Below are 20,754 nucleotides of genomic sequence, written 5' to 3'. Positions count from 1 at the left end.
ATGTGCTATGCTGCAACGCAGCAAAAATCAACCCGGAGCGTTCGCGCGCTTCCGCAAACCGCGCATGGCAAGAAGCTTGATGGGAAATTGGCAGCGTCCGTGGCGGCAGATCGGCACGCTGCCGCGTCAGTCGGCCCGTCACCTTGGCGACTGGCTCGGTCGCTTGCACGGACGCGGCGCCACGGCTCCCACCGCCCGCACGCGTGTGCCGCCGCCGCTCGCGCTGCCTGCCGGTCCGCTGCCGGGGCAGTGGTCGCAGCGGCGCCTGAAGCTGCCGGCAATGCCCGGCGAACTGGTATCGCAGCTGAGCTACTGGCTTTACGAGCCGTCGCGCCGGCACCGCGGGCCGCTGCCGCTGGTGGTGATGCTGCATGGCTGCCGGCAGACCGCCGAGGACTTCGCCGCCGGCACGCGCATGAATGCGCTCGCCGAGCGCGAGGGCTTTCTGGTTGCCTATGCCGAACAGCCGCTGCGGCGGCAGTTGCAGCGCTGCTGGCAATGGTTCGATCTCGCCGCCAGCGAGGGCGCGCGCGAAGCGCAGGCGATCGCCGCGCTGATCGATGCGCTGGCCTTGCGGCGCGATGTGTGTCCCGATCGGGTGTACCTTGCCGGCCTGTCCGCCGGTGCCGCGATGGCGGCCGTGGTGGCCTTGCGCTATCCCGACAGGATCGCCGCGGTCGGCCTGCATTCCGGCGTGGTGGTGGGCGCCGCCGATTCGGCGCGGGCGGGTTTGCGGGCGATGCAGCAGGGCTCGCGGGCCGAGCCGGCGGCCCTGCTCGATGCGGCCGGCGTCGCGCTGGCCGGCAAGCCGATGCCGGCGCTGATCCTGCATGGCATGGACGACGAGGTGGTGCACCCGGTCAATGCGCGGCTGCTGGCGCGGCAGTTCCTGGCCTACAACCGCCTGCCGGATCGCGTCGATGGCGAGCGCCGTAGCGGTGAGCCGGTGCGGGCGGCCGGCGCGTCGACGCGCCAGCAGCAGGGCCACGCGGATGGCCACACCAATGGCAACGCCGATTCGGCCGGCATGCCCGCCGGCCACTACCTCGAATCCCGCTTCGGCTACTCCCGCCGCGATCTCGTGCAGCTATGCGAAGTGGCCGGGCTCGGCCATGCGTGGAGCGGCGGCGATCCGGCCTATCGCTATCACAGCGACACCGGGCCGGCGGCGAGCATGCTGATGTGGGAGTTCTTCCGCGAGCATCGGCGCTGAACCACGGCACCGGCCGGGCGGCCGGGGTGCCAGGGCAGGGCGCCCGGGGGCCTGGTCTTGGACCAGTCCCCGGATCGGCCTCCGGATCGGCCTGCGCAATCGCGCCCCGGACCGGCCCCGGAATCGGCCCCGGGATCGACCCGGTTCGGCCTCGGTCCGCTTACAACCTGGTCGACTTGCGCGCGAACAGCGCGGTCACCATGCCCAGCGCGCACAGCGCGACGACATAGTGCGCGGGCGCCAGCGGATCGCTCTTCAGCATCAGCGTCACCGCCATCGGCGTCAGCCCGCCGAAGATCGCGTACGACAGGTTGTACGAGAACGACAGGCCGGAGAAGCGGACATGCGCCGGGAACGCGTTGACCAGCACGAACGGCACCGCGCCGATGGTGCCCACCGCGAAGCCGGCCAGCGCATAGAGCGGCAGCAGCAGGTCGGGGCGCTGGTGGATCACCGTGTAGAACAGATAGCTGCTGACGGCCAGGAACAGGCCGCCGAAGAACAGCGTGCGGCGGGCGCCGATGCGGTCGGCCAGCGCGCCGGCCACCACGCAGCCGATCGACAGGCACAGCGTCGCCACGCTGTTGGCGACCAGCGCCGTGCGTGCGTCGAATCCGTAGAGCTTCTGCAGGAAGGTCGGCGTCATCAGGATCACGACCACGATGCCGGCCGACAGCATCCACGTCAGCAGCATCGACACCGCCACCGCGCCGCGGTGATCGCGCACCACGGCCTTCAGCGGCATTTCGGCGGCCAGCGCCTTCTTGCGCTGCAGCTCGGCAAATACCGGCGTTTCATGCAGCCAGCGGCGCAGGTACATCGACGCGATGCCGAACACGCCGCCGAGCAGGAACGGCACGCGCCAGCCCCAGTCGGTCAGCTGCTCCGGCGTGAAGATCGTGTTGATGCCGGTCGCCACCAGCGAGCCCAGCAGGATGCCGGCGGTCAGCCCCGCGGTCAGCGTGCCGCAGGCATAGCCGACGTGGCGGCTGGGCACGTGTTCCGAGACGAAGACCCAGGCGCCCGGCACCTCGCCGCCGACCGCCGCGCCCTGCAGCACGCGCAGAAGCAGCAGCGCAACCGGCGCCAGCAGTCCGATCGCGTGGTAGGTCGGCAGCAGGCCCATCAGCAGCGTGGGCACCGACATCAACAGGATCGACAGCGTGAACATCTTCTTGCGCCCGAGCAGGTCGCCGAAGTGGGCCATGATGATGCCGCCCAGCGGACGCGCCAGATAGCCGGCGGCGAAGATGCCGAAGGTCTGCAGCTGCCGAAGCCAGTCCGGGATCGAGGGCGGGAAGAACAGCTGCCCGATCACGGTGGCGAAGAAGACGAAGATGATGAAGTCGTAGAACTCGAGGGCGCCGCCGAGGGCGGCGAGGGACAGGGTCTTGTAATCCTGGCCGGTCAGCGGGCGCGCGGCGCGTTCGAGCGACGCGCCGCCGGCGCCAACCGTACTGCTGGTGGTGGACATTGAGGAAACTCGCAGAAAACTCGCATGGAGGAGATCGCATGCGAAGCGCGCTAACACGGGTAAGTGTGAGGGTACGGCCGGCGGGTACAGCGCGGGAGAGAGGCAGGGCCAGAGGACGGGTGGGCCTCGGCATGCGACGGAACGCTTCGCAAAGGCGAAACGATACCAGATCGAAGGCCGGGCCGCCGATGCGCCGTTCGCAATAATCCCCCGCGCCCCGTCATGAAGCATTACCATAATGCCCAAAAAAGTGGGATCCAGAGCACAACTGGAGCCAAGGACGTGCATCGGGAGGGCGCCAGGCCGCGATGACGGCAGGCGAAAACCGCCGGGCACGTGCGGCTGTGGGGGTCAATTTCTTCGGGACGACATGGCATTCAAGATTTCCATGCAGGCCGCCACCGCGACGCCGCGGCGGCGTACGGGCCTGCGCGTGGCGGGCGGCATTGCGGCAGCAGTGGCGATCTTCGGTCTGGCCGGCTACTTCGGCGGACCGCCGCTGATCCGCTCGCTGGCCGCGAGCCAGGCCAGCGAGGCGCTGGGGCGCAAGGTGACGATCGGCGCGGCGCAGGTGCGGCCATTCTCGCTGGCCGCGACGGTCGGCGATGTCACGATCTTCGAGCCGGATGGCACCACGCCGATGCTGACGCTGGGCTCGGCCGATATCGACGCGTCGATCGCCTCGCTGTGGCGCCTCGCCCCGGTGGTGGACGCGGTCCATATCGACCGGCTCGCGGTGCATGTCGTGCGCGAAGCCGATGGGCGGCTGAGCTTCGACGACATCCGCGACCGGCTGGAGGCCAGGCCGAAGAGTCCGGACGACGGCAAGCCGGCGCGCTTCTCGATCAACAACATCGCGCTGACGGAAAGCTCGCTGCGCTTCGACGACAGGATGCTCGGCGAAACGCAGCGCATCGACCATCTGACGGTCACGCTGCCCTTCCTGTCCAATCTGCCGCACGACGTCAATATCGTCACGCAGCCGACCATCAGCGCCCATATCAACGGCTCGCCGCTGGCGGTCAGCGGCACCATGCTGCCGTTCGCCGATGCGCGCGAGGCGAAGCTGAACCTCGATCTGGATGGCCTCGACCTGGTCCGCTTCATGCCGTTCGCGCCGCGGCTGACCGATGCCGAAGTCAAGGCGGGCAAGCTCGACACGCGGCTGGTGGTGGGTTTTCGCCAGCAGCAGGACCAGCAGCAGATCGACGTCTCGGGCACCGCCACGCTGCGCGAGGCCGATATCCGCAAGCGCGACGGCGCGCCGCTGCTGCAGGCCGGCAAGCTGACGGTCGATATCGCGCGGCTGGCGCCGGCCGACAACCTGATCCATCTGCGCGGCGTGACGCTGGACGGGCTCGACCTGCGCGCGCTGCGGCGGGCGGATGGCACGCTCGATCTCGCCACCGCCTTCCTGCCGCGTGCGGCGACGCCCGCGAAGGCGGCCGCGCCCGCGGCTTCGTCGTCGGCCTCGGCCTCGGCTTCCGCCTCCGCGCCGGCGGCGGCCGCTGCTTCAAGCTCCGCTTCGAAGTCGGCCTCGACCTCGACCTCGACCGCGGCCCCCGCGCCGCTGGCCTCCGCCTCCGCACCGGCCGCCTCGGCCCCGCTCGCCTCCGCGTCCGCATCGGCCGCCGCCGCCGCTTCGGCCCCCGTGGCACGACAGCCCGCCGGCGATGCCAAGCCCTGGCGCTACACCATCGACCGCGTCGCGCTGAAGCAGGCCCGCGTGGCGCTGCGCGACGAGGCGGCGTTCTCCGGCCCCGGCACGCTGGCGCTCGGTCCGATCGACGTGCAGGTCGACGGCTTGTCCGGCGACAGCGACAAGCCGGCCAGGCTCGACGCCACGCTGGTGGTCGCCGACGGCCAGACCATCGCGCACGAGGGCGCGCTGTCGCTGCGCGACGCCACGCTGGCCGGCACCCTGCGCGCCAATGGTCTGCGGCCGCAGACCTTCGCCGCCTGGTTCCCGGGCGAACTGCGCGTCCAGCTGGGGCAGTCGGCGGTCGATGCCGAGCTGAACTACCGGATGTCGTGGGCTGCGCCGGCCTTCACGCTGTCGCTGGACAATTCGCGCGTCGCCATGAGCGGCGTCCATGTCGCGCTGCGCGATCCGGCCACTGCGCCGCGGGCCGCCGCGCCCTCCGACGATGCCGTGGCGAAACGGCGCGAGCAGCGCGCGCGCCAGCGCGGCGACCTGGTCGGGGACAAGCTGCCGCTGCTCAGCGCCGACAAGCTGACGCTGGACGGCCTGCGCTTCGATCTGGCCGCGCAGTCGCTGCAGGTCGCGCAGATCGGCCTGAGCAACCCGCAATTCGCCGCCGTGCGCGATCAGCGCGGCGAGCTGGTCGAGGCCTCCCGCATCTGGGTGGCGCAGTCGCGCGCCGCCAGTGCGAAGGTGGCCCAATCCGCGGGCAAATCCGCTGCCCAATCCGCTGCTCCGCGCACGAACGCCGCCACGGCGCCCGCCAAACCGTGGCAGGTCGAGGTGGGCAGCGTGGCGATCGAGGGCGGCAAGCTGCGCCTGACCGACTACCAGCCGGCCGCCGCCAACGGCAACCGCCCCGTGGTCCACCAGCTGCGCGGCATCGACGTCAAGACCGGCGCCGTCCGCTGGCCGCTGCCCGCCACGCCGATCGCGCTGAAGGCCAAGGCCGAATCGGGCCGCCGCGGCGTGCTGTCGCTCGACGGTACCGTGCAGCCGACGCAGCCGGCGCTGCAGATGCGCGTCGATGCGCGGCAGTGGGACCTGACGCCGTTCCAGCCCTATCTGGCCGACCGCTTCAACGCGGCGCTGCGGGCCGGCAATGCCACGGTCAATGGCCGGCTCTCCGTCGCGGTGCCCACCGGCAAGCCGCTCGCCGCAACCTTCGCCGGCACCGCGCAGCTGAGCAATGTGCGCACGGTCGATCGCCTGAACGGCGAGGACTTCATCCGCTGGCGCTCGCTGGGCCTGAGCGGCATCGACTTCCAGATGGACGACAGCAAGGGGCCGTTGCGGCTGGCGCTGGGCCAGATCGCGCTGAACGACTTCTATGCGCGCGTGATCCTGAACGCGAACGGCCGGCTGAACCTGCAGGACGTGGTCTCGGGCGGCGCGCAGCAGGGCCAGCCGGCGCCGACCACCAGCCTGACGCAGGCCAATACCGCGCCGGCACCGGCGAGCGCGCCCGAGGCTGCGTCCGCGTCGGCGACGGTGGCCGCCAGCCCCTCCGCGCCGGCGGCGGGCTCCACCAAGGGCACCGCAGCCGGTCCACAGATCCGCATCGGCGGCATCAAGATCGACAAGGGCAACATCCACTTCTCCGACTTCTTCGTCAAGCCGAACTACACGGCCAACCTGACCGGCATGCACGGCTCGATCTCGAAGGTGTCGACCGGCGATCCGGCGCCCGCCGACCTGGTGCTCGAGGGCCGGCTCGACGACGATGCCCCGGTGACGATCAGCGGCAAGCTGAACCCGCTCGGCGAGCAGCTCTATCTCGATATCGCGGCCAAGGCGGCTGGCGTCGAGCTGACGCGCCTGACGCCGTATGCGACCAAGTACGCCGGCTATCCGATCACCAAGGGCAAGATGACGGTCGATGTTGCCTACAAGATCGAGAACGGCCATCTGAACGCCAGCAACCACCTGTTCCTGGACCAGCTGACGTTCGGCGACAAGGTCGACAGCCCCACCGCGACCAAGCTGCCGGTGCTGCTGGCGGTGTCGCTGCTGAAGGACCGCAATGGCGTGATCGACGTCAACCTGCCGGTATCGGGCTCGCTGTCGGACCCCGAGTTCAGCATCGGCGGCGTGATCGTGCGCGTGATCGTCAATCTGCTGACCAAGGCCATCACCTCGCCGTTTTCGCTGATCGCCTCGGCCTTCGGTGGCGGCGACGAGCTGGGCTACGTCGAGTTTGCCCCCGGTTCGGCGAACCTGACCGACGCGGGGCGCAAGAAGGTCGAGACGCTGGGCAAGGCGCTGAACGATCGGCCGGGCCTGCGGCTGGAGATCACCGGCCGCATCGACCCGGCCACCGACGCCGCCGGCGCGCGCCGCGCCTGGCTCGACGAACAGGTCGCCGAGCAGAAGGTGCGCGAACTGCGGCAGTCCGCGCGCGAGCAGCGCGCGACCGACGACGAGGACGACGAGCAGGGCGCCAAGGTCACGGTCAGCCCGCAGGAGTATCCGAAGTATCTGGAGGCGGTCTACCGGCGCTCGTCGATCAAGAAGCCGCGCAACCTGATCGGCATGGCCAAGTCGCTGCCGACCGCCGAGATGGAGGCGCTGCTGCTGCAGAACGCGCCGGTGACCGATGGAGGCCTGCGCCAGTTGGCCGAGCGCCGCGCGCTGGCAGTCAAGCAGGCGCTGGAGCGCGAGGGCAAGGTGCCCGAAGCGCGCCTGTTTCTGACCGCGCCGAAGCTCGATACCGAGGGCATCAAGGACAAGGGCTCGCCGAACCGCGTCGACTTCACGATCCGGCAGTAGTGGCGCCGGCGCGCCGGTGTACCAGCCGCACGTCGCGAATCACCATGCGGTCGCGCGGCAGCGCCGGCAGGCGGGCGAAGTCGAGCGTCAGGTCCTGCTCCGGCACGCTGTAGCGCAGCCCGCGCAGCAGGAACAGGACCGCCTGCTTCATCAGCGCCACGGTGATCCCTTCGCCGGGACAGCGATGATGATCGGCGGCCTGCGCGCCGCCCTGCGGGATGAAGCCGAACGGCGGGGGCGCGCGGGCCAGGAACCGTTCGGGCGCGAAGGCCTCGGGCTCCTCCCAGCTGCGCGGATCGCGGTTGGTGCCGTACAGGTCCAGCATCACGCGCCGCCCGCGCGGAAAGCGGTAACCCTTCCATTCGAAGTCCTCGCGCACGCGCGCCACCACCGCCGGAAAGAACGGATACCAGCGGCGCACCTCCTGCACGAAGGCATCGAGATAAGCCGGGTCGCCTTGCTGCAAACGTTCCCGGCATGCCGGATGCAGGTGCAGCGCGTGCGCGACGAACACGATGAAGACCGAGACCGCCACGGTCGGCCGCAGCAGGTTCGCCAGTTCCACGGCGGCGATGCGCGGCGGCAACAGCTGGCCATCCGCATCGTGGTGCCACGCCACCGTATGCATTGGCGTGTGCTCGAGAAGCTCGAACTGCCCGGCGCGCGCCTGATCGATCAGCCGCGACAGCCAGGCCTCGACCCGGTCGCGCGCGCGTCGCGAGCGGAAATGCCCCAGCCCCGGCGCGGCCGCCTGGTCGAACAGCGCAGTCAGCTGCCGGCAACGCGGCTCGACCTCATGCTCGCGCAGCGGCACGCTGGCCCAGCTGCATACGGCCCGGGTCAGCAGCGGATGCAGCGCGTCGTACAGCGCCACCGGCTGGCCATCCGACCACGACCGGGCAGACAGCAGCCATTGCTGCGCGACCGCGTCGCACAACGAGGCGATGCGCTCGGGCGCGGTCGCATGCATGAACAGGGCCTTGCGCATCCGGTGCGCGTCGCCGTCGAGCGTCTGCACGCCGCCCTTGCCGAACAGCGTCGCGCGCAACGGCTCGGGCGCGGCACCGCCACGCTGGAACCGCTGCGGATCGTAGAACAGCGCCGCCGCCTCGGGCCCGGTCATGCACAGCGTGCGGCGCAGCAGCACGCGGGTTTCGAAGACATCGGATTGCAGGGCGCGGCAGCGTTTGGCGATGAAGCGATAGGAGTCGGCCAGCAAGGCCAGGCTATGGTCCCCGGGCGTGTCGCGTGGAATGGCGGGCATCGGCAATGCTCGGATCGGAGGCTTGATCGCCGATCCGCTGCAACCTGCATGCCAGCGCGGCGCGCTCGCGGCACCAGGTCGGGCGCAGCGCCGTTCGCGGCGCATCCGACCGGGCCCGGGATCGTGGCGCCGCAGCAAAAACGCGTATGATTCGCTCCGGATTGAATAAAGGAGCTTGTTTTGCAGCAGGAAACCGTCGCCTACAAGACCTGGGTGTGTCTGATTTGCGGTTGGGTCTACGACGAGGAGCAGGGCTGGCCGGATGATGGCATCGCGCCCGGCACGCGCTGGGAAGAGATTCCCGAGGATTGGCGCTGCCCGGAATGCGATGTGGCGAAGGCCGATTTCGCGATGATCGAGATCTGACGCAGCGCGTCGTTCATCGACGCGTGCGGGACTCGCGCGTTCGGCTCGCGCTCCAATGATGCGCCGCAAGGCGCTTGGTCAGCCGTGGTGCAGGCCGCGGTGCAGCCGCCCATGCGCGTTCGCGTGCGGCCGGCTATGTGGCCGATTGCGCGGCGTCGGCATGGCGCGCCGCCGCATCTGCCGGCAGCGGCGCCAGCGCATCCGCGCGGGCCGCATGCTGCGCCACAGCGCGCGTCCGACCGTCAAGGTCAGCGCGGCAACGAGCAGGATGGCGATCCAGAACAGGGACATGTCAGCCTCCCTGCCGGTCGCGATGCATCGCACCGGCAAGTGCCGAGTCGGCGGTGGACCGGCTCGGACCCGTGGCCAGCTGGTCCGCTCAGATCAGCAGCGGGATCGCTTCGAGTACGGCCAGGCCCAGCAGCGCGCCGGCGATTGCGCCGAGCGTGCGGCAACTGATCTGCAGTGGCCGCGCTGCAACGGGCACCATGCCCATCACGATAATCCCAACCAGCGCCATCGGAATCAGGAACACGAGGTCGTGCATGTCCAGGGTCGGCATGGCGGTCTCCTTTCCTCTCTCTCTGTGGGGAATGCTGTTATGCCTGCAGTATAGGCAGCGGGGCGCACTATCCAAGCTCTTTGCCGCTCGGGGTTGACCCGAAGGCTGCGCGCCTTCCCGCCGATGGCCGCCGCGTGTCCTATGCTGTGCAAATGAACGGGACCCGGTCTCGTCACAGCATACGGAGGTGGCAATGGAACTTCACATGCATTCGCACCACTACGTGCGCCGCGTGCCGGACTGGAGCGCGGCCGCGGTGTCCGGCCTGGCCGCCGGCGCGCTGCTGCTGGTGCTCGAGCTGTTCTGGTCGACCATGATCGCGGGCACCAATCCGTGGCCCACCACGCGGATGATCGCGGCCATCGTGATGGGCCCCGACGTGCTGCAGAGCGGCATGTTCAGCGTGGCCACGGTCACCGCGGCCCTGGTGATCCACTTCGTGCTGGGCGCCGTGCTGGGCATGATCCTGGCGGCAATCATGGCGCCGTTCCAGCTCGATTCCAGCCTCGGCATGGCGCTGCTGGTCGGCGCGGTGTTCGGCCTGGTGATCTACGTGATCAACTTCTACGGCATGACTCGCTTCTTCCCGTGGTTTGCCGATGCGCGCGGCTGGCACACGCTGTTCGGCAACATCGTGTTCGGCATGTGCGCGGCAGCGGCGTACTGGAAGCTGGAAAGCAAGGACGTCACGCACTGAGGCGCGACGGCGAATGCGCGGCGGTCGGGGTTTGGCTCCGGCCGCCGTTTTTTTTATGGGCAGCTGTGGCCGGGTCGGGCCCTGCTCGTGCGTCGCCGGTGCGTTGCCTGTCCGTTGGCCTTGCGTCGCTCGTGCGTGCTTGTACGTGCTTGTGCGTGGCTTGTGCGATGCGGCACGGCTCGCGCGCCGCATCGCCTTGAATCGACCGGATCGGATGCACTAGTCTTATCCTAGCTGCGTGACTTGGGCAGCCCTCGTGCCGGCGGCACAGAAGGAGGGGTCGACATGGCGCTCGCCATCGCACTCGTGGTCATGGTTGTCGCTTCGGTGCTCTTCCACTTCCTGAGCCCGTGGTGGGCGACGCCGCTCGCGTCCAACTGGAAGCAGATGGACGACACGCTCACCATCACGATCGTCATCACCGGCGCCTTCTTCATCGGCATCAACCTGTTCGTCGGCTACATGGTCTGGCGCTATCGCCATCGCGAAGGCAGCCAGGCGGCCTACCAGCCGGTCAATCACAAGCTCGAACTCTGGCTGATCGGCGGCACCACGCTGGGCATCATGGCGCTGCTGGCGCCGGGCCTGTTCGTCTATGCCGACTACGTGCGCCCACCGCGCGACGCGATGCTGGTCGAGGTGGTCGGCCAGCAATGGTCGTGGGGCTTTCGCTTCCCCGGCGCGGGCGGGCAGTTCGGCACCACCGATCCGCGCTTCGTCGGCCCGGGCAATCCGCTCGGGCTCAACCCCGACGACCCCAACGGGCAGGACGACATCATCGTTGCCGGCCCCGAGCTGCATTTGCCGCTGGGGCGGCCCGTCAAGATCCTGGCGCGCTCCAAGGACGTGCTGCACGACTTCTATGTGCCGGAATTCCGCGCCCGCATGAACATGGTGCCCGGCATGGTGACCTCGTTCTGGTTCACGCCGACGCGCGCCGGCACCTTCGACGTGCTGTGCGCGCAGCTATGCGGCGTCGGCCATCACAACATGCGCGGCAAGGTCGTGGTCGACGAGCCCGCCGCCTTCACCGCCTGGCTGCAGAAGCAGCAGACCTTCGTCGCGATGCGCGCGGGGCAGCCCGCGGCGGCGGCCACGGTTTCCACCCAGCCGAGCGGCACACGCGGCCCCGGCCCGGCGGCGACCGATCTCGCCGAACAGGGCAGGGCGCTGGCGCAGAGCAAGGGCTGCGTCGCGTGCCACAGCGTGGACGGTTCGCCCAGCGTCGGGCCGACCTGGAAGGGCCTGTACGGACATACGTCGACGTTCACCGACGGCAGCAGCGCCAAGGTCGACGACGACTATCTGCGCACCGAGATCCGCGAGCCGCAGCAGCGCGTGGTCAAGGGCTTCGCGCCGATCATGCCGAAGATGCCGCTCAGCGACGACGAGGTCAACGCGCTGATTGCCTTCATCCGGTCCACCGCGGGGCCGCCGCGCGAGGCGGCCGGGAAGTAGCGAAAAGCCCGGGCGTTGCGCCGCGGAACCCGCAGCCGAACCACCAGCGAAGCCGCAGCGGAACCGCAGCACAACGCCGGCGCGCCGAAGCGCTAGAGAGTACAGAGGCAGCGCCGCGTCCGAGCCGGACGCGGCCCGCCACGACAGGTCACCGACCGCAGGAGAGATCACCATGGCCTACGCCGACGATGCCGTCCACCACGGGCCCACCAGCTTCTGGACGCGTTATGTCTGGAGCCAGGACCACAAGGTGATTGCGGTGCAGTACACGATCGTCGCCATCGTGGTGGGCCTGGTCGGCGTCGTGCTGTCGAACCTGATGCGGATGCAGCTCGGCTTTCCGGGCCGCTTCGACTTCATCGACGCCAACGCCTATTACCAGTACGTGACCATGCACGGCATGATCATGGTGATCTACCTGCTGACCGCGCTGTTTCTCGGCGGCTTCGGCAATTACCTGATCCCGCTGATGGTCGGCGCGCGCGACATGGTATTCCCCTTCCTCAACATGCTGAGCTTCTGGGTCTACCTGCTGTCGGTGATCGTGCTGCTGGCCAGCTTCTTCGTGCCGGGCGGACCGACCGGCGCGGGCTGGACGCTGTACCCGCCGCAAGCGATCCTGGCCGGCACGCCCGGCCACGAGTGGGGCATCATCCTGATGCTGGTTTCGCTGCTGATCTTCATCGTCGCGGCCACCATGGGCGGCCTGAACTACGTGACCACGGTGCTGCAGGCGCGCACCGAGGGCATGACGCTGATGCGGATGCCGCTCGCGGTCTGGGGCATCTTCATGGCGACGATCCTCGCGCTGCTGGCGTTCCCCGCGCTGTTCGTCTCCGGCGTGATGATGCTGCTCGACAAGACCATCGGCACCAGCTTCTTCATGCCGTCGATGGTGTCGATGGGGCAGCAGCTCGACTACAAGGGCGGCAGTCCGCTGCTGTTCCAGCACCTGTTCTGGTTCTTCGGCCATCCCGAGGTCTATATCGTTGCGCTGCCGGCCTTCGGCATCGTGTCGGACCTGATCAGCGTGCACGCGCGCAAGAGCATCTTCGGCTATCGCACGATGGTGTGGGCCATCCTGGCGATCGGCGTGCTGTCGGTGGTGGTGTGGGCCCACCACATGTTCGTCAGCGGCATGAACCCGTACTTCGGCTTCTTCTTCGCCACCACCACGCTGATCATCGCGATTCCGACCGCGATCAAGGTCTACAACTGGGTGCTGACGCTGTGGCGCGGCGACATCCATTTCTCGGTGCCGATGCTGTTCGCGATCGGCTTCATCAGCACCTTCCTGATCGGCGGGCTGACCGGGCTCTTCCTCGGCAACGTCAGCGTCGACATCCCGCTGTCCAACACCTACTTCGTGGTCGCCCACTTCCATATGGTGATGGGCGTGTCGCCGATCCTCGTGGTGTTCGGCGGCCTCTATCACTGGTATCCGAAGGTCACCGGCCGGATGCTGAACGACACGCTGGGCCGCGTGCATTTCTGGGTGACCTTCGTCGGCACCTACGCGATCTTCTTCCCGATGCATTACCTCGGCATCCTCGGCATGCCGCGCCGCTACTACGCCTTCGAGAACTACGCTTTCATCCCCGAATCGGCGCATGTGCTGAACGCCTATATCTCGGTGGCCGCCTTCGTCGTCGCGGCGGCGCAATTGCTGTTCGTCGCCAATCTGATCTGGAGCGCGCGCCGCGGCGAGCCGGCCGGCGCCAATCCTTGGCGCGCCGCGTCGCTCGAATGGCAGACGCCCCATACGCCGCCGGAACACGGCAACTGGGGCCCGCATCTGCCGGTGGTGTATCGCTGGGCCTATGCCTATAGCGTGCCCGGCGCGCGCGAGGACTTCATCGCGCAGAACGCACCGCCCGAAGCCGGCGGCGCCGAACCCGAACCGCATGCCAGCCAGGGAGCCGTCGCATGAATACCGGAGCACTGTACCGAGTCGCGCGCGGCGACGATGGCCCGGCCCCGCGCGGCGGCGACGCGATGCGTCAGCACGCCTCGGGTTCGACGCCCGGCAGCGTCGCGCTGTGGGTCTTCATGGGCGTGATCACCTCGCTGTTCTCGCTGTTCGTGGTCGCGTTCGGCCTGCGCATGGACTCGGCGGACTGGCATCCGATCGCGCTGCCGTGGCAGGTGTGGCTGTCCACGGCGCTGCTGGTCGCCGGCAGCGTGGCGATGTGGCGGGCGGCTCGTGCCGCGCAGGCCGGCGATCCGTCGAACGCGCGGCGCATGCTGATGCTGGGCGGGGCCGGCGCGCTCGCCTTCGTCGCCAGCCAGCTGTGGGCGTGGCAGGCGCTCGGCGCAGCGGACATCCTGCCCGCCAACAATCCGGCCGGCAGCTTCTTCTACATGCTGACCGGGATGCATGGCCTGCATATGGTCGGCGGCCTCGTGGCGTGGCTCGCCGCGTGGCAGGGCGTGCCCGCGGGCGCCGCCTTGCGCGTACGGCTGCTGGCGCGCTACTGGCACTTCATGCTGGCGGTCTGGCTGGTGCTGCTGGCCGCGCTCGGCTGGCTGACCCCGGAAATCGTGCGCTACATCTGCGGCACCGCCTGATCGCGAGATCGGCGCGGGCAGGCAAGCGAAGGAGGCGATATGGCGACCCAACTGCACCCCGGCGATGGCGTGGCCGACGCCGCGGCACACACCGCGGCCCACACCCCGACCATGCACGGCGGCTGGCGCGGCATGCTGGCCGACTGGGGTTCGGACCGGCATGCCTTCCAGGTGTCGTGGGGCAAGGCCATGATGTGGATCTTCCTGTTGTCCGACACCTTCGTCTTCAGCTGCTTCCTGATCAGCTACATGACGGTGCGGATGACGACCACGGTGCCGTGGCCCAATCCGAGCGAGGTGTTCGCGCTGACGATCGGCGGCGAATCGATTCCGCTGATCCTGATCGCGATCATGACGTTCGTGCTGATCACCAGCAGCGGCACCATGGCGATGGCGGTCAACTTCGCCTATCGGCGTGATCGCGCTCGCTGCGCGATGCTGATGCTTGCCACCGCCGCGCTGGGCGCCACCTTCGTCGGCATGCAGGCGTTCGAATGGACCAAGCTGATCGAGGAAGGCGTGCGTCCCTGGGGCAATCCGATGGGCGCGGCGCAGTTCGGCTCGTCGTTCTTCATGATCACCGGCTTCCACGGCCTGCACGTGTCGTGCGGCGTCATCTATCTGCTGGTGGTCGCCACGCGCGTGCTGCGCGGCCGCTACGAGCGCACCGGAAACTACCAGATCGTCGAGATCGCGGGCCTGTACTGGCACTTCGTCGACCTGGTATGGGTGTTCATCTTCGCGTTCTTCTACCTGTGGTGAGGTCCGCCATGTCCGAACCCATCCTGCACGATTCCCCGATGCCGTCGCACGGCGGCGCGCCGGCCGCCGACCCGGGACACGGCGCCACCGGCCAAGCCCATCCGATCGGCCTCTACCTGAAGATCTGGGGGCTGCTGTTCGTGCTGTCGGCGATGTCGTACGCGGTCGACTACTTCCACCTGCAGGGCGCGCTGCGCTGGACGCTGATCCTGATCTTCATGATCGCCAAGGCCGGCCTGATCGTCGCCGTGTTCATGCACATGGCATGGGAGCGGCTGGCGCTGGTCTACGCGATCCTGCTGCCGCCGCTGTGCCTGCTGGTACTGGTCTGGCTGATGGCGGTCGAGGCGGACTATACGTTCCTGATGCGGGGCGAGTTCTTCCGTTAGCCGCCCGTTAGCCGTCGCTAGCCGTCCGTTCGCCCCGCTAGTCCCCGCTAGTCCCGCTAGCCCTCGCTAGCCGCGCCGTAACGAATTCAGGGAAGCGGTCAGACCGTTTCCGTCTCCCCCGCCGGCTTCAACGCGTCCTCGGCCGGCGTCCCCATGCTGGTGTCCGGCGCCTGCCCGACGACTTCGCAGGCTGTCGGCGCGACCGGCAGCATCTGGCTGGCGCGCCAGTTGCCGAAGCGGTAATAGGCCGCCGCCAGCGTGATCGACACCACCGAGCCGAGCGGGAAGCTCCACCAGACCGCGTCCGCGCCCATCGTGCGGCCGAGCCACCAGGCGAACGGCAGGCGCACCACCCACATCGAGACGAACAGCACGGCCAGCGGCGCCATCACCGCGCCGGTCGCGCGGACGGTGCCGAACAGCACGATGGTGAAGCCGAACAGGATGAACGACCACAGCACGATCGCGTTGATGTGCTGGGCGATCTCGATCGCGCCACCATCGTCCGGCAGGAACAGGCCCAGCGAATGCCGGTTGAACAGGTAGACCAGGCCGACCAGCGCCCCTGTCATCGCCAGATTGAAGGCCAGGCCCATGCCGGTAATGCGGCCGACGCGGTCCCAGCGGCCTGCGCCAACGTTCTGCGCGACCATCGACGAGACGCTGGCGCCCACCGCCAGCGCCGGCATCTGGACGTAGGTCCACAGCTGCGAGGCGACGCCATACGCCGCCGCGGTCTGCGAGCCGTACTGGTTGACCAGCGCCATCATCACGATCGCGGACGACGAGATCACCACCATCTGCAGGCCCATCGGCAGCCCCTTGGCTACCAGCGAGCGCAGGATGCCGAGGTCCGGCCGCAGGTAGCGCAACTGATCGCGATGCAGCGTCAGGAAATGCTTGCGGCGATAGAGCAGCCACATCATCGCGGCCAGGCTGACCAGCTGCGCGATCAGCGTGGCCAGCGCGGAGCCGGCGATGTCCATGCGCGGGATTGGCCCGAGGCCGAAGATCAGCAGCGGGTTCAGCGCGACGTCCAGCACCACCGACAGCAGCATGAAGTAGAACGGCGTGCGCGAGTCACCGGCCCCGCGCAGGGTCATCATCACGAAGTTGTAGAAGTACATGAAGGGCAGCGCGAGGAAGATGATCCGCAGATAGCGGATCGCCAGCGGCCGCGCATCCTCGGGCGTGCCCATTGCGCTCAGGATGTCCGGCGTGAACAGGTAGCCCAACGCCGCGGCGATGACCGACAGCAGCACGAAGAACGTGGTGCTGGTGCCCACCACGCGCCGCGCCTCGTCGAGATCGCGCGCGCCGACGGCCTGCCCGATCATGATGGTGTTGGCCATGCTGATGCCGAACACCACGCCGAGCAGGAAGAACAGCACGATATTGGCGTTCGACGTCGCCGTCAGCGCCGCCTCGCCGAGATAGTGGCCGACCCAGATCGAATTGATCGACGCATTGAGCGATTGCAGGATGTTGCTGCCGAGCACCGGCAGCGAGAACAGCAGCAGGGTGCGGCCGATCGGGCCGGTAACGAGTCTGGCGTCGGGCTTCATTGTTATTGGTCGGTGAGCCGCAGGGGCGGGAGCCGGGGAGCGAGTTCGTATAGTATTCCAGGCGACCGACACCCCGCCCTCCATGATCCAGCCCACCCCCTCCGCAAGCGCCGCGCCCGTATGGTTGAAGGTCGGGCCGGCGCTGTTCCTGCTGCTGTGGTCGAGCGGCTTCGTCTTCCTCAAGCTCGGTCTCGCCTACGCCGATCCGCTGACCTTCCTCGCGCTGCGTTACGCCTGCGTGATTGCGCTGCTGATCCTGCCGTGGCTGTGGCTGCGGCCAGCCCTGCCCCCCACGCCGGCGGCATGGGGCCATCTGGCGATGGTGGGCCTGCTGATGCAGGCGGGGTATTTCTCGTTCACCTATCTGAGCCTGAAATACGGACTGTCGTCGGGCGCGGTGGCGCTGATCACCTCGCAGCAGCCGATCCTCGTCGGCCTGCTCGCGCCCGCCATTGCCGGCGAACGGGTCGGTCGGGTGCGCTGGATCGGACTGCTGCTTGGCGCGAGCGGCGCCGCGATGGTGATTGTCGCGACCTCGTCGATCGACCTGTCCTCGCGGCTGGCGCTGCTGTTCGCGGTGCTGGCCCTGCTGGTGATGACCGCCGGCACGCTGTGGGAGAAGCGCTTCGGCCGGGACACCCATCCGCTGACGGCCAATCTGGTGCAATACGGGGTCGGGCTTGCGGTGACCGCGCCGCTGGCGTGGTGGCTGGAGGCGATGCACGTGCAATGGACCCCGGGACTGGTCGGCTCGCTGACCTATCTGGTCGTCGCCAATTCGATCGTCGCGATGACGCTGCTGCTGGCGATGGTCCGCCACGGCGAGGCATCGCGCGTGTCGGCGCTGTTCTTCCTGGTGCCGCCCACTACCGCGCTGATCGCCTGGGCCGTGCTGGGCGAAACCGTGCCGCTGGCGGCGTGGCCTGGCATGGCGATTGCCGCTGCCGGACTGTATCTGGTGATGCGGCGGCCGACCTAGCGCCCCGTGCCCACTGCAAGGAGTCGTCCTTTGTCGAAACCATCGATGCGTACGGTCCTGCCGCTGGCCACCATCACCGCGGCCAGCATGCTGACGATGGATCTATACCTGCCAGCCGTGCCGACGATGCAGCTCGATCTCGGCATCACGGTGGCGCAAGGACAGCTGACCATCGCGATCTTCCTGCTCGGCCTGGCCGCTTCGCAATTGGTCTGGGGCGAGCTGCTGCACAGGATCGGCCCAAGGCGCTGCGTGCAGACGGGCCTGCTGGCCCTGATCCTGACCAGCTTCGGATGCGTGCTCGCGCCCGATCTGACGATGCTGCTGGGCCTGCGCCTGGTGCAGGGCATCGCGGCGGGCGCGGCGACCGTGGTGGTGCCGACCGTCGTGCGCGCGACACTGCCGGAGCAGGACGGCGTGCGCGGCATCGCGGCGATCGCGATGATCGAAGCGATCGTTCCCGCAGCGGGGCCCGTGCTGGGTACCGCGCTGCTGCTGATCGCGGACTGGCGCACGACCTTTGCGATCATCGGCGTCATCGCCCTGGCGTCCGCGCCCTTCGCGCTGCGGGCCACGCCCGTCGCGCTGCCGTCGCAGGGGGACGCGGACGGGGATGAGGGCGGGGGCGAGGGCGGAAGGGTCGGCTATCGCGCGCTGCTGCGCAACTGGCATTTCGTCGGACTGGCGCTGGCGCATGCGCTGTCGTTCGGCGCGCTGATCACCTTCGTCGCGAGCGCGCCGCAGGTGCTTCCGGCATTGGCCAACACCGGCCAGAGCGGCTTCGCGCTGGCGCAGGTCTGCGGCGTGGCGGGCTTCATCGTGGCGGCGAGCCAGGCCGGCCGGATCAGCAACCGGCTGGGCCCGCGCCATGCCATCCAGCTTGGCGCGCTGCTGCACGGGCTGCTGTGCGCCGCGCTGCTGGCGGCATGGTGGGACGACCGGCTTTCCTATCCGTGGCTGCTGGCCTTCTGGACGGCGTTCTGCGCGGTGCTGGGCATACGCGGCCCGACCGCGTTCAGCGAGGCGCTGTCGGTGCCGACCGCGCAGCTCGGGCGCGCGTCGGCGTTGATGGTGCTGGCGTTGCTGGCGGTGGGCGCGCTGGCGACACAGGCCACGGCACCGTTCCTGCCCGGCGGCCAACTCGGTGCCGTGGCCCTGTCGATGAGCCTGCTCTGTTGGGCGAGCTGCGCGCTGGTCGCCCGTTATCCCGACAAGCAGGCCAGCGTTCGCGCCCGACAGCGGCCGGAACAGGAGCAGGCCAGGCTCTGAGGATGGCGCGTCCCTGCCGCCCATGGAAGCGGGCTCGCTAAACAGCCGGCAATTCGATTTCGAGCGCGACGCCGTCGCGCCCCGGATCGGCGCCGCCTTCCAGCCGTCCGTCCACGATCCGCACCGCGTGCACCCAGCCGATCGTGTAGTTGTACGGGTTGCGGATCACCTGATAGCCGTCCTGCTCCAACTCGCGGGTGATATAGCGCGGGATGCGATTGCAGACGTCGATCGCGTTGCTGGTCGACGAGAAGCGCGGCGCGGACACGGCGGCCTGCATCGGCATGTCGAAGTCGACCACATTGACGATGCTCTGCAGCACGCCCATCGCGATCTGCGTGCCGCCCGGCGCGCCGAGCACGATCTCGGGCCGGTCGTCCTTGAAGACGATGGTCGGGCACGACGAGGTGAAACGGCGCTTGCCCGGCGCGATGCTGCCGGCGCGTCCCGGCCGCGGATCGAACACGCCCATGCAGCCGTTGTACATGAAGCCCAGGCCCGGCGTGATCACGCCAGACGGCATCGCGAGCGAGTGCGTCAACGCGACGCAATTGCCTTCGCCATCCACCACCGACAGATGCGTGGTGTCGCGCGGCACCGCGTGGCCCGGATTGACGCGCGGCACTTCGGCGCGCTGCCCATCGCGGATGCGCTGCGCGACCTCGCGGGCGTAATCGGGCGACAGCAGCCGGTCCAGCGGCACGTCGACGAAGGCGGGATCGCCGATGAAGCGGTCCTTGTCGCAGGTGGCCTGCTTCATCGCCTCGCAGACCACGCGGATATAGTCGGGGCTGTTGTGCCGCATTGCGCGCAGATCGAACTGCTCGAGGATCGCCAGCATCTGCAGCAGCATCGCGCCGCCGCCGGGCGGCCGGTTGGTGGTGACGCGGCGGTCGCGGTAGCCGCCGACCAGCGGCGCGGTGCGCACGGCCTGGTAGCCGGCGAGGTCCTCGCGCGACAGCAGCGCGCCGTGTTCGCGCATGTCGGCAACGATCTGATCGGCGATCTCGCCCAGATAGAACGCGTCGACGCCGCCGGATGCGATCCGCTCCAGCGTGTCGGCATAGTCGCGGTTCTTCAGCGGGGTGCCGATCGTATGCGGCGAACCGTCGGGGCGGCAATACAGTTGCCGCCCGCTCTCGCTGAAGGCCAGGCGTTCGCGGTTGCTGGCGCGGCCCAGCGTCGCCTCGTCGATCCAGAACGCATACATGCCGGGCCGGACGAAGTAGCCGTCGCGCGCCCACTGGATCGCCGGCTGCACCACCTCTTTCCACGGCAGCCGGCCGTGGCTGCGATGCAGCGCCTCCAGGCCGCGCAACGTGCCCGGCGTGGCGATCGACTGATAGCCGATGTCGTTGAGGCGGTCCTTGATGAAGAAACCGAAGCCGTCGCGGGCTTCGCCTTGCAGCAGGTCGGCCCACATGTCGGGGCGCGCGGCGGCCGGCGCGGTGGCATGGAAGTCGATGTATTCGTGCGCGCCGCTGCCAGGCACGCTGCCGGACATATAGACCGCGGCGGTGCCGAAGCCCGCGATGCCGCACATCAGCGGATCGACCACGGTTTGCGCAAGGGCGCAGGCGACCGCGGCATCGGCCGCATTGCCGCCCGCGCGCAGGATCTCGATGCCGGACTCGGCCGCTTCCGGCTGCGGGCAGGACACCATTCCACTACGGGTCATTGCTTGTCTCGATAGGTTGGCGCCGGGGAGCGCCACCGG

17 protein-coding genes are annotated in these 20,754 nt (G+C 68.9%); 11 read left to right on the top strand and 6 right to left on the bottom strand.

Annotation, left to right across the window (positions count from 1 at the left end):
* Positions 1-64 precede the first annotated feature (64 nt).
* On the top strand, positions 65-1,213 hold the full coding sequence (locus K7G19_RS08145) for a PHB depolymerase family esterase (RefSeq protein ID WP_226106760.1): 1,149 nt from the start codon (positions 65-67) through the stop codon (positions 1,211-1,213).
* Between the two features lie 160 nt (positions 1,214-1,373).
* Here the strand turns inward: K7G19_RS08145 and K7G19_RS08140 are convergent, their stop codons facing one another.
* Positions 1,374-2,687: an MFS transporter gene (locus K7G19_RS08140; RefSeq protein WP_149318432.1), complete on the bottom strand. Its 1,314-nt coding sequence runs from the start codon at positions 2,685-2,687 to the stop codon at positions 1,374-1,376.
* 370 nt (positions 2,688-3,057) lie between these two features.
* Between K7G19_RS08140 and K7G19_RS08135 the strand changes: the two genes are divergently transcribed.
* On the top strand, positions 3,058-7,158 hold the full coding sequence (locus tag K7G19_RS08135; RefSeq protein WP_226106758.1) for a DUF748 domain-containing protein: 4,101 nt from the start codon (positions 3,058-3,060) through the stop codon (positions 7,156-7,158).
* On the opposite strand, the gene K7G19_RS08130 is transcribed toward K7G19_RS08135, so the two are convergent.
* On the bottom strand, positions 7,142-8,422 hold the full coding sequence (locus tag K7G19_RS08130) for a cytochrome P450 (protein ID WP_226106756.1): 1,281 nt from the start codon (positions 8,420-8,422) through the stop codon (positions 7,142-7,144). The genes K7G19_RS08135 and K7G19_RS08130 overlap by 17 nt on opposite strands.
* Positions 8,423-8,602: 180 nt before the next feature.
* Between K7G19_RS08130 and K7G19_RS08125 the strand changes: the two genes are divergently transcribed.
* On the top strand, positions 8,603-8,788 hold the full coding sequence (locus K7G19_RS08125) for a rubredoxin (RefSeq protein ID WP_149318430.1): 186 nt from the start codon (positions 8,603-8,605) through the stop codon (positions 8,786-8,788).
* Between the two features lie 78 nt (positions 8,789-8,866).
* On the opposite strand, the gene K7G19_RS08120 is transcribed toward K7G19_RS08125, so the two are convergent.
* Positions 8,867-9,079: a hypothetical protein gene (locus K7G19_RS08120; protein WP_149318429.1), complete on the bottom strand. Its 213-nt coding sequence runs from the start codon at positions 9,077-9,079 to the stop codon at positions 8,867-8,869.
* A gap of 88 nt (positions 9,080-9,167) precedes the next feature.
* Positions 9,168-9,350, bottom strand: a complete 183-nt coding sequence (locus tag K7G19_RS08115; RefSeq protein ID WP_006578697.1) for a hypothetical protein — start codon at positions 9,348-9,350, stop codon at positions 9,168-9,170.
* A 193-nt stretch (positions 9,351-9,543) separates the two neighbouring features.
* On the opposite strand from K7G19_RS08115, the gene K7G19_RS08110 reads away from it, so the two are divergent.
* The 6 genes from K7G19_RS08110 to K7G19_RS08085 all read left to right on the top strand — a co-directional run bounded on the left by K7G19_RS08110 (position 9,544) and on the right by K7G19_RS08085 (position 15,224).
* Entirely contained in the window at positions 9,544-10,047 is a 504-nt protein-coding gene (locus tag K7G19_RS08110) for a sodium/proton-translocating pyrophosphatase (protein ID WP_149318428.1), read from the top strand.
* Between the two features lie 285 nt (positions 10,048-10,332).
* On the top strand, positions 10,333-11,505 hold the full coding sequence (locus K7G19_RS08105) for a c-type cytochrome (protein WP_149318427.1): 1,173 nt from the start codon (positions 10,333-10,335) through the stop codon (positions 11,503-11,505).
* Between the two features lie 172 nt (positions 11,506-11,677).
* Positions 11,678-13,435: a cytochrome c oxidase subunit I gene (gene ctaD, locus K7G19_RS08100; protein WP_149318426.1), complete on the top strand. Its 1,758-nt coding sequence runs from the start codon at positions 11,678-11,680 to the stop codon at positions 13,433-13,435.
* Positions 13,432-14,073, top strand: coding sequence for a cytochrome c oxidase subunit 3 (locus K7G19_RS08095; protein ID WP_226106755.1), 642 nt, complete (start codon positions 13,432-13,434; stop codon positions 14,071-14,073). Before ctaD ends, K7G19_RS08095 begins: the two co-directional genes overlap by 4 nt.
* 39 nt (positions 14,074-14,112) lie before the next feature.
* On the top strand, positions 14,113-14,835 hold the full coding sequence (locus tag K7G19_RS08090) for a heme-copper oxidase subunit III family protein (RefSeq protein ID WP_370639510.1): 723 nt from the start codon (positions 14,113-14,115) through the stop codon (positions 14,833-14,835).
* A gap of 38 nt (positions 14,836-14,873) precedes the next feature.
* The gene (locus tag K7G19_RS08085; RefSeq protein WP_226107059.1) at positions 14,874-15,224 is read left to right on the top strand and encodes a cytochrome C oxidase subunit IV family protein; all 351 of its coding nucleotides are present in this window, start codon (positions 14,874-14,876) and stop codon (positions 15,222-15,224) included.
* A 98-nt stretch (positions 15,225-15,322) separates the two neighbouring features.
* Here the strand turns inward: K7G19_RS08085 and K7G19_RS08080 are convergent, their stop codons facing one another.
* Positions 15,323-16,789, bottom strand: coding sequence for an MATE family efflux transporter (locus tag K7G19_RS08080; RefSeq protein ID WP_226106754.1), 1,467 nt, complete (start codon positions 16,787-16,789; stop codon positions 15,323-15,325).
* 82 nt (positions 16,790-16,871) lie between these two features.
* Here K7G19_RS08080 and K7G19_RS08075 point away from each other — a divergent pair, with 82 nt between their 5' ends.
* Together K7G19_RS08075 and K7G19_RS08070 are read left to right on the top strand one after the other, a co-directional pair.
* Positions 16,872-17,768 (top strand): DMT family transporter, encoded by an 897-nt coding sequence (locus K7G19_RS08075; protein ID WP_226106753.1) that lies wholly within the window; start codon positions 16,872-16,874, stop codon positions 17,766-17,768.
* A gap of 45 nt (positions 17,769-17,813) precedes the next feature.
* Positions 17,814-19,037: an MFS transporter gene (locus K7G19_RS08070; RefSeq protein ID WP_226106752.1), complete on the top strand. Its 1,224-nt coding sequence runs from the start codon at positions 17,814-17,816 to the stop codon at positions 19,035-19,037.
* Positions 19,038-19,074: 37 nt separating this feature from the next.
* Here the strand turns inward: K7G19_RS08070 and ggt are convergent, their stop codons facing one another.
* The gene (gene ggt / locus K7G19_RS08065) at positions 19,075-20,715 is read right to left on the bottom strand and encodes a gamma-glutamyltransferase (protein WP_226106751.1); all 1,641 of its coding nucleotides are present in this window, start codon (positions 20,713-20,715) and stop codon (positions 19,075-19,077) included.
* Positions 20,716-20,754: the final 39 nt, after the last annotated feature.

Origin of the sequence: Cupriavidus sp. DB3, assembly GCF_020418465.1 — a bacterium.
Lineage (GTDB): Bacteria > Pseudomonadota > Gammaproteobacteria > Burkholderiales > Burkholderiaceae > Cupriavidus > Cupriavidus cauae.
This window is presented reverse-complemented; position numbering and strand designations above follow the sequence as displayed.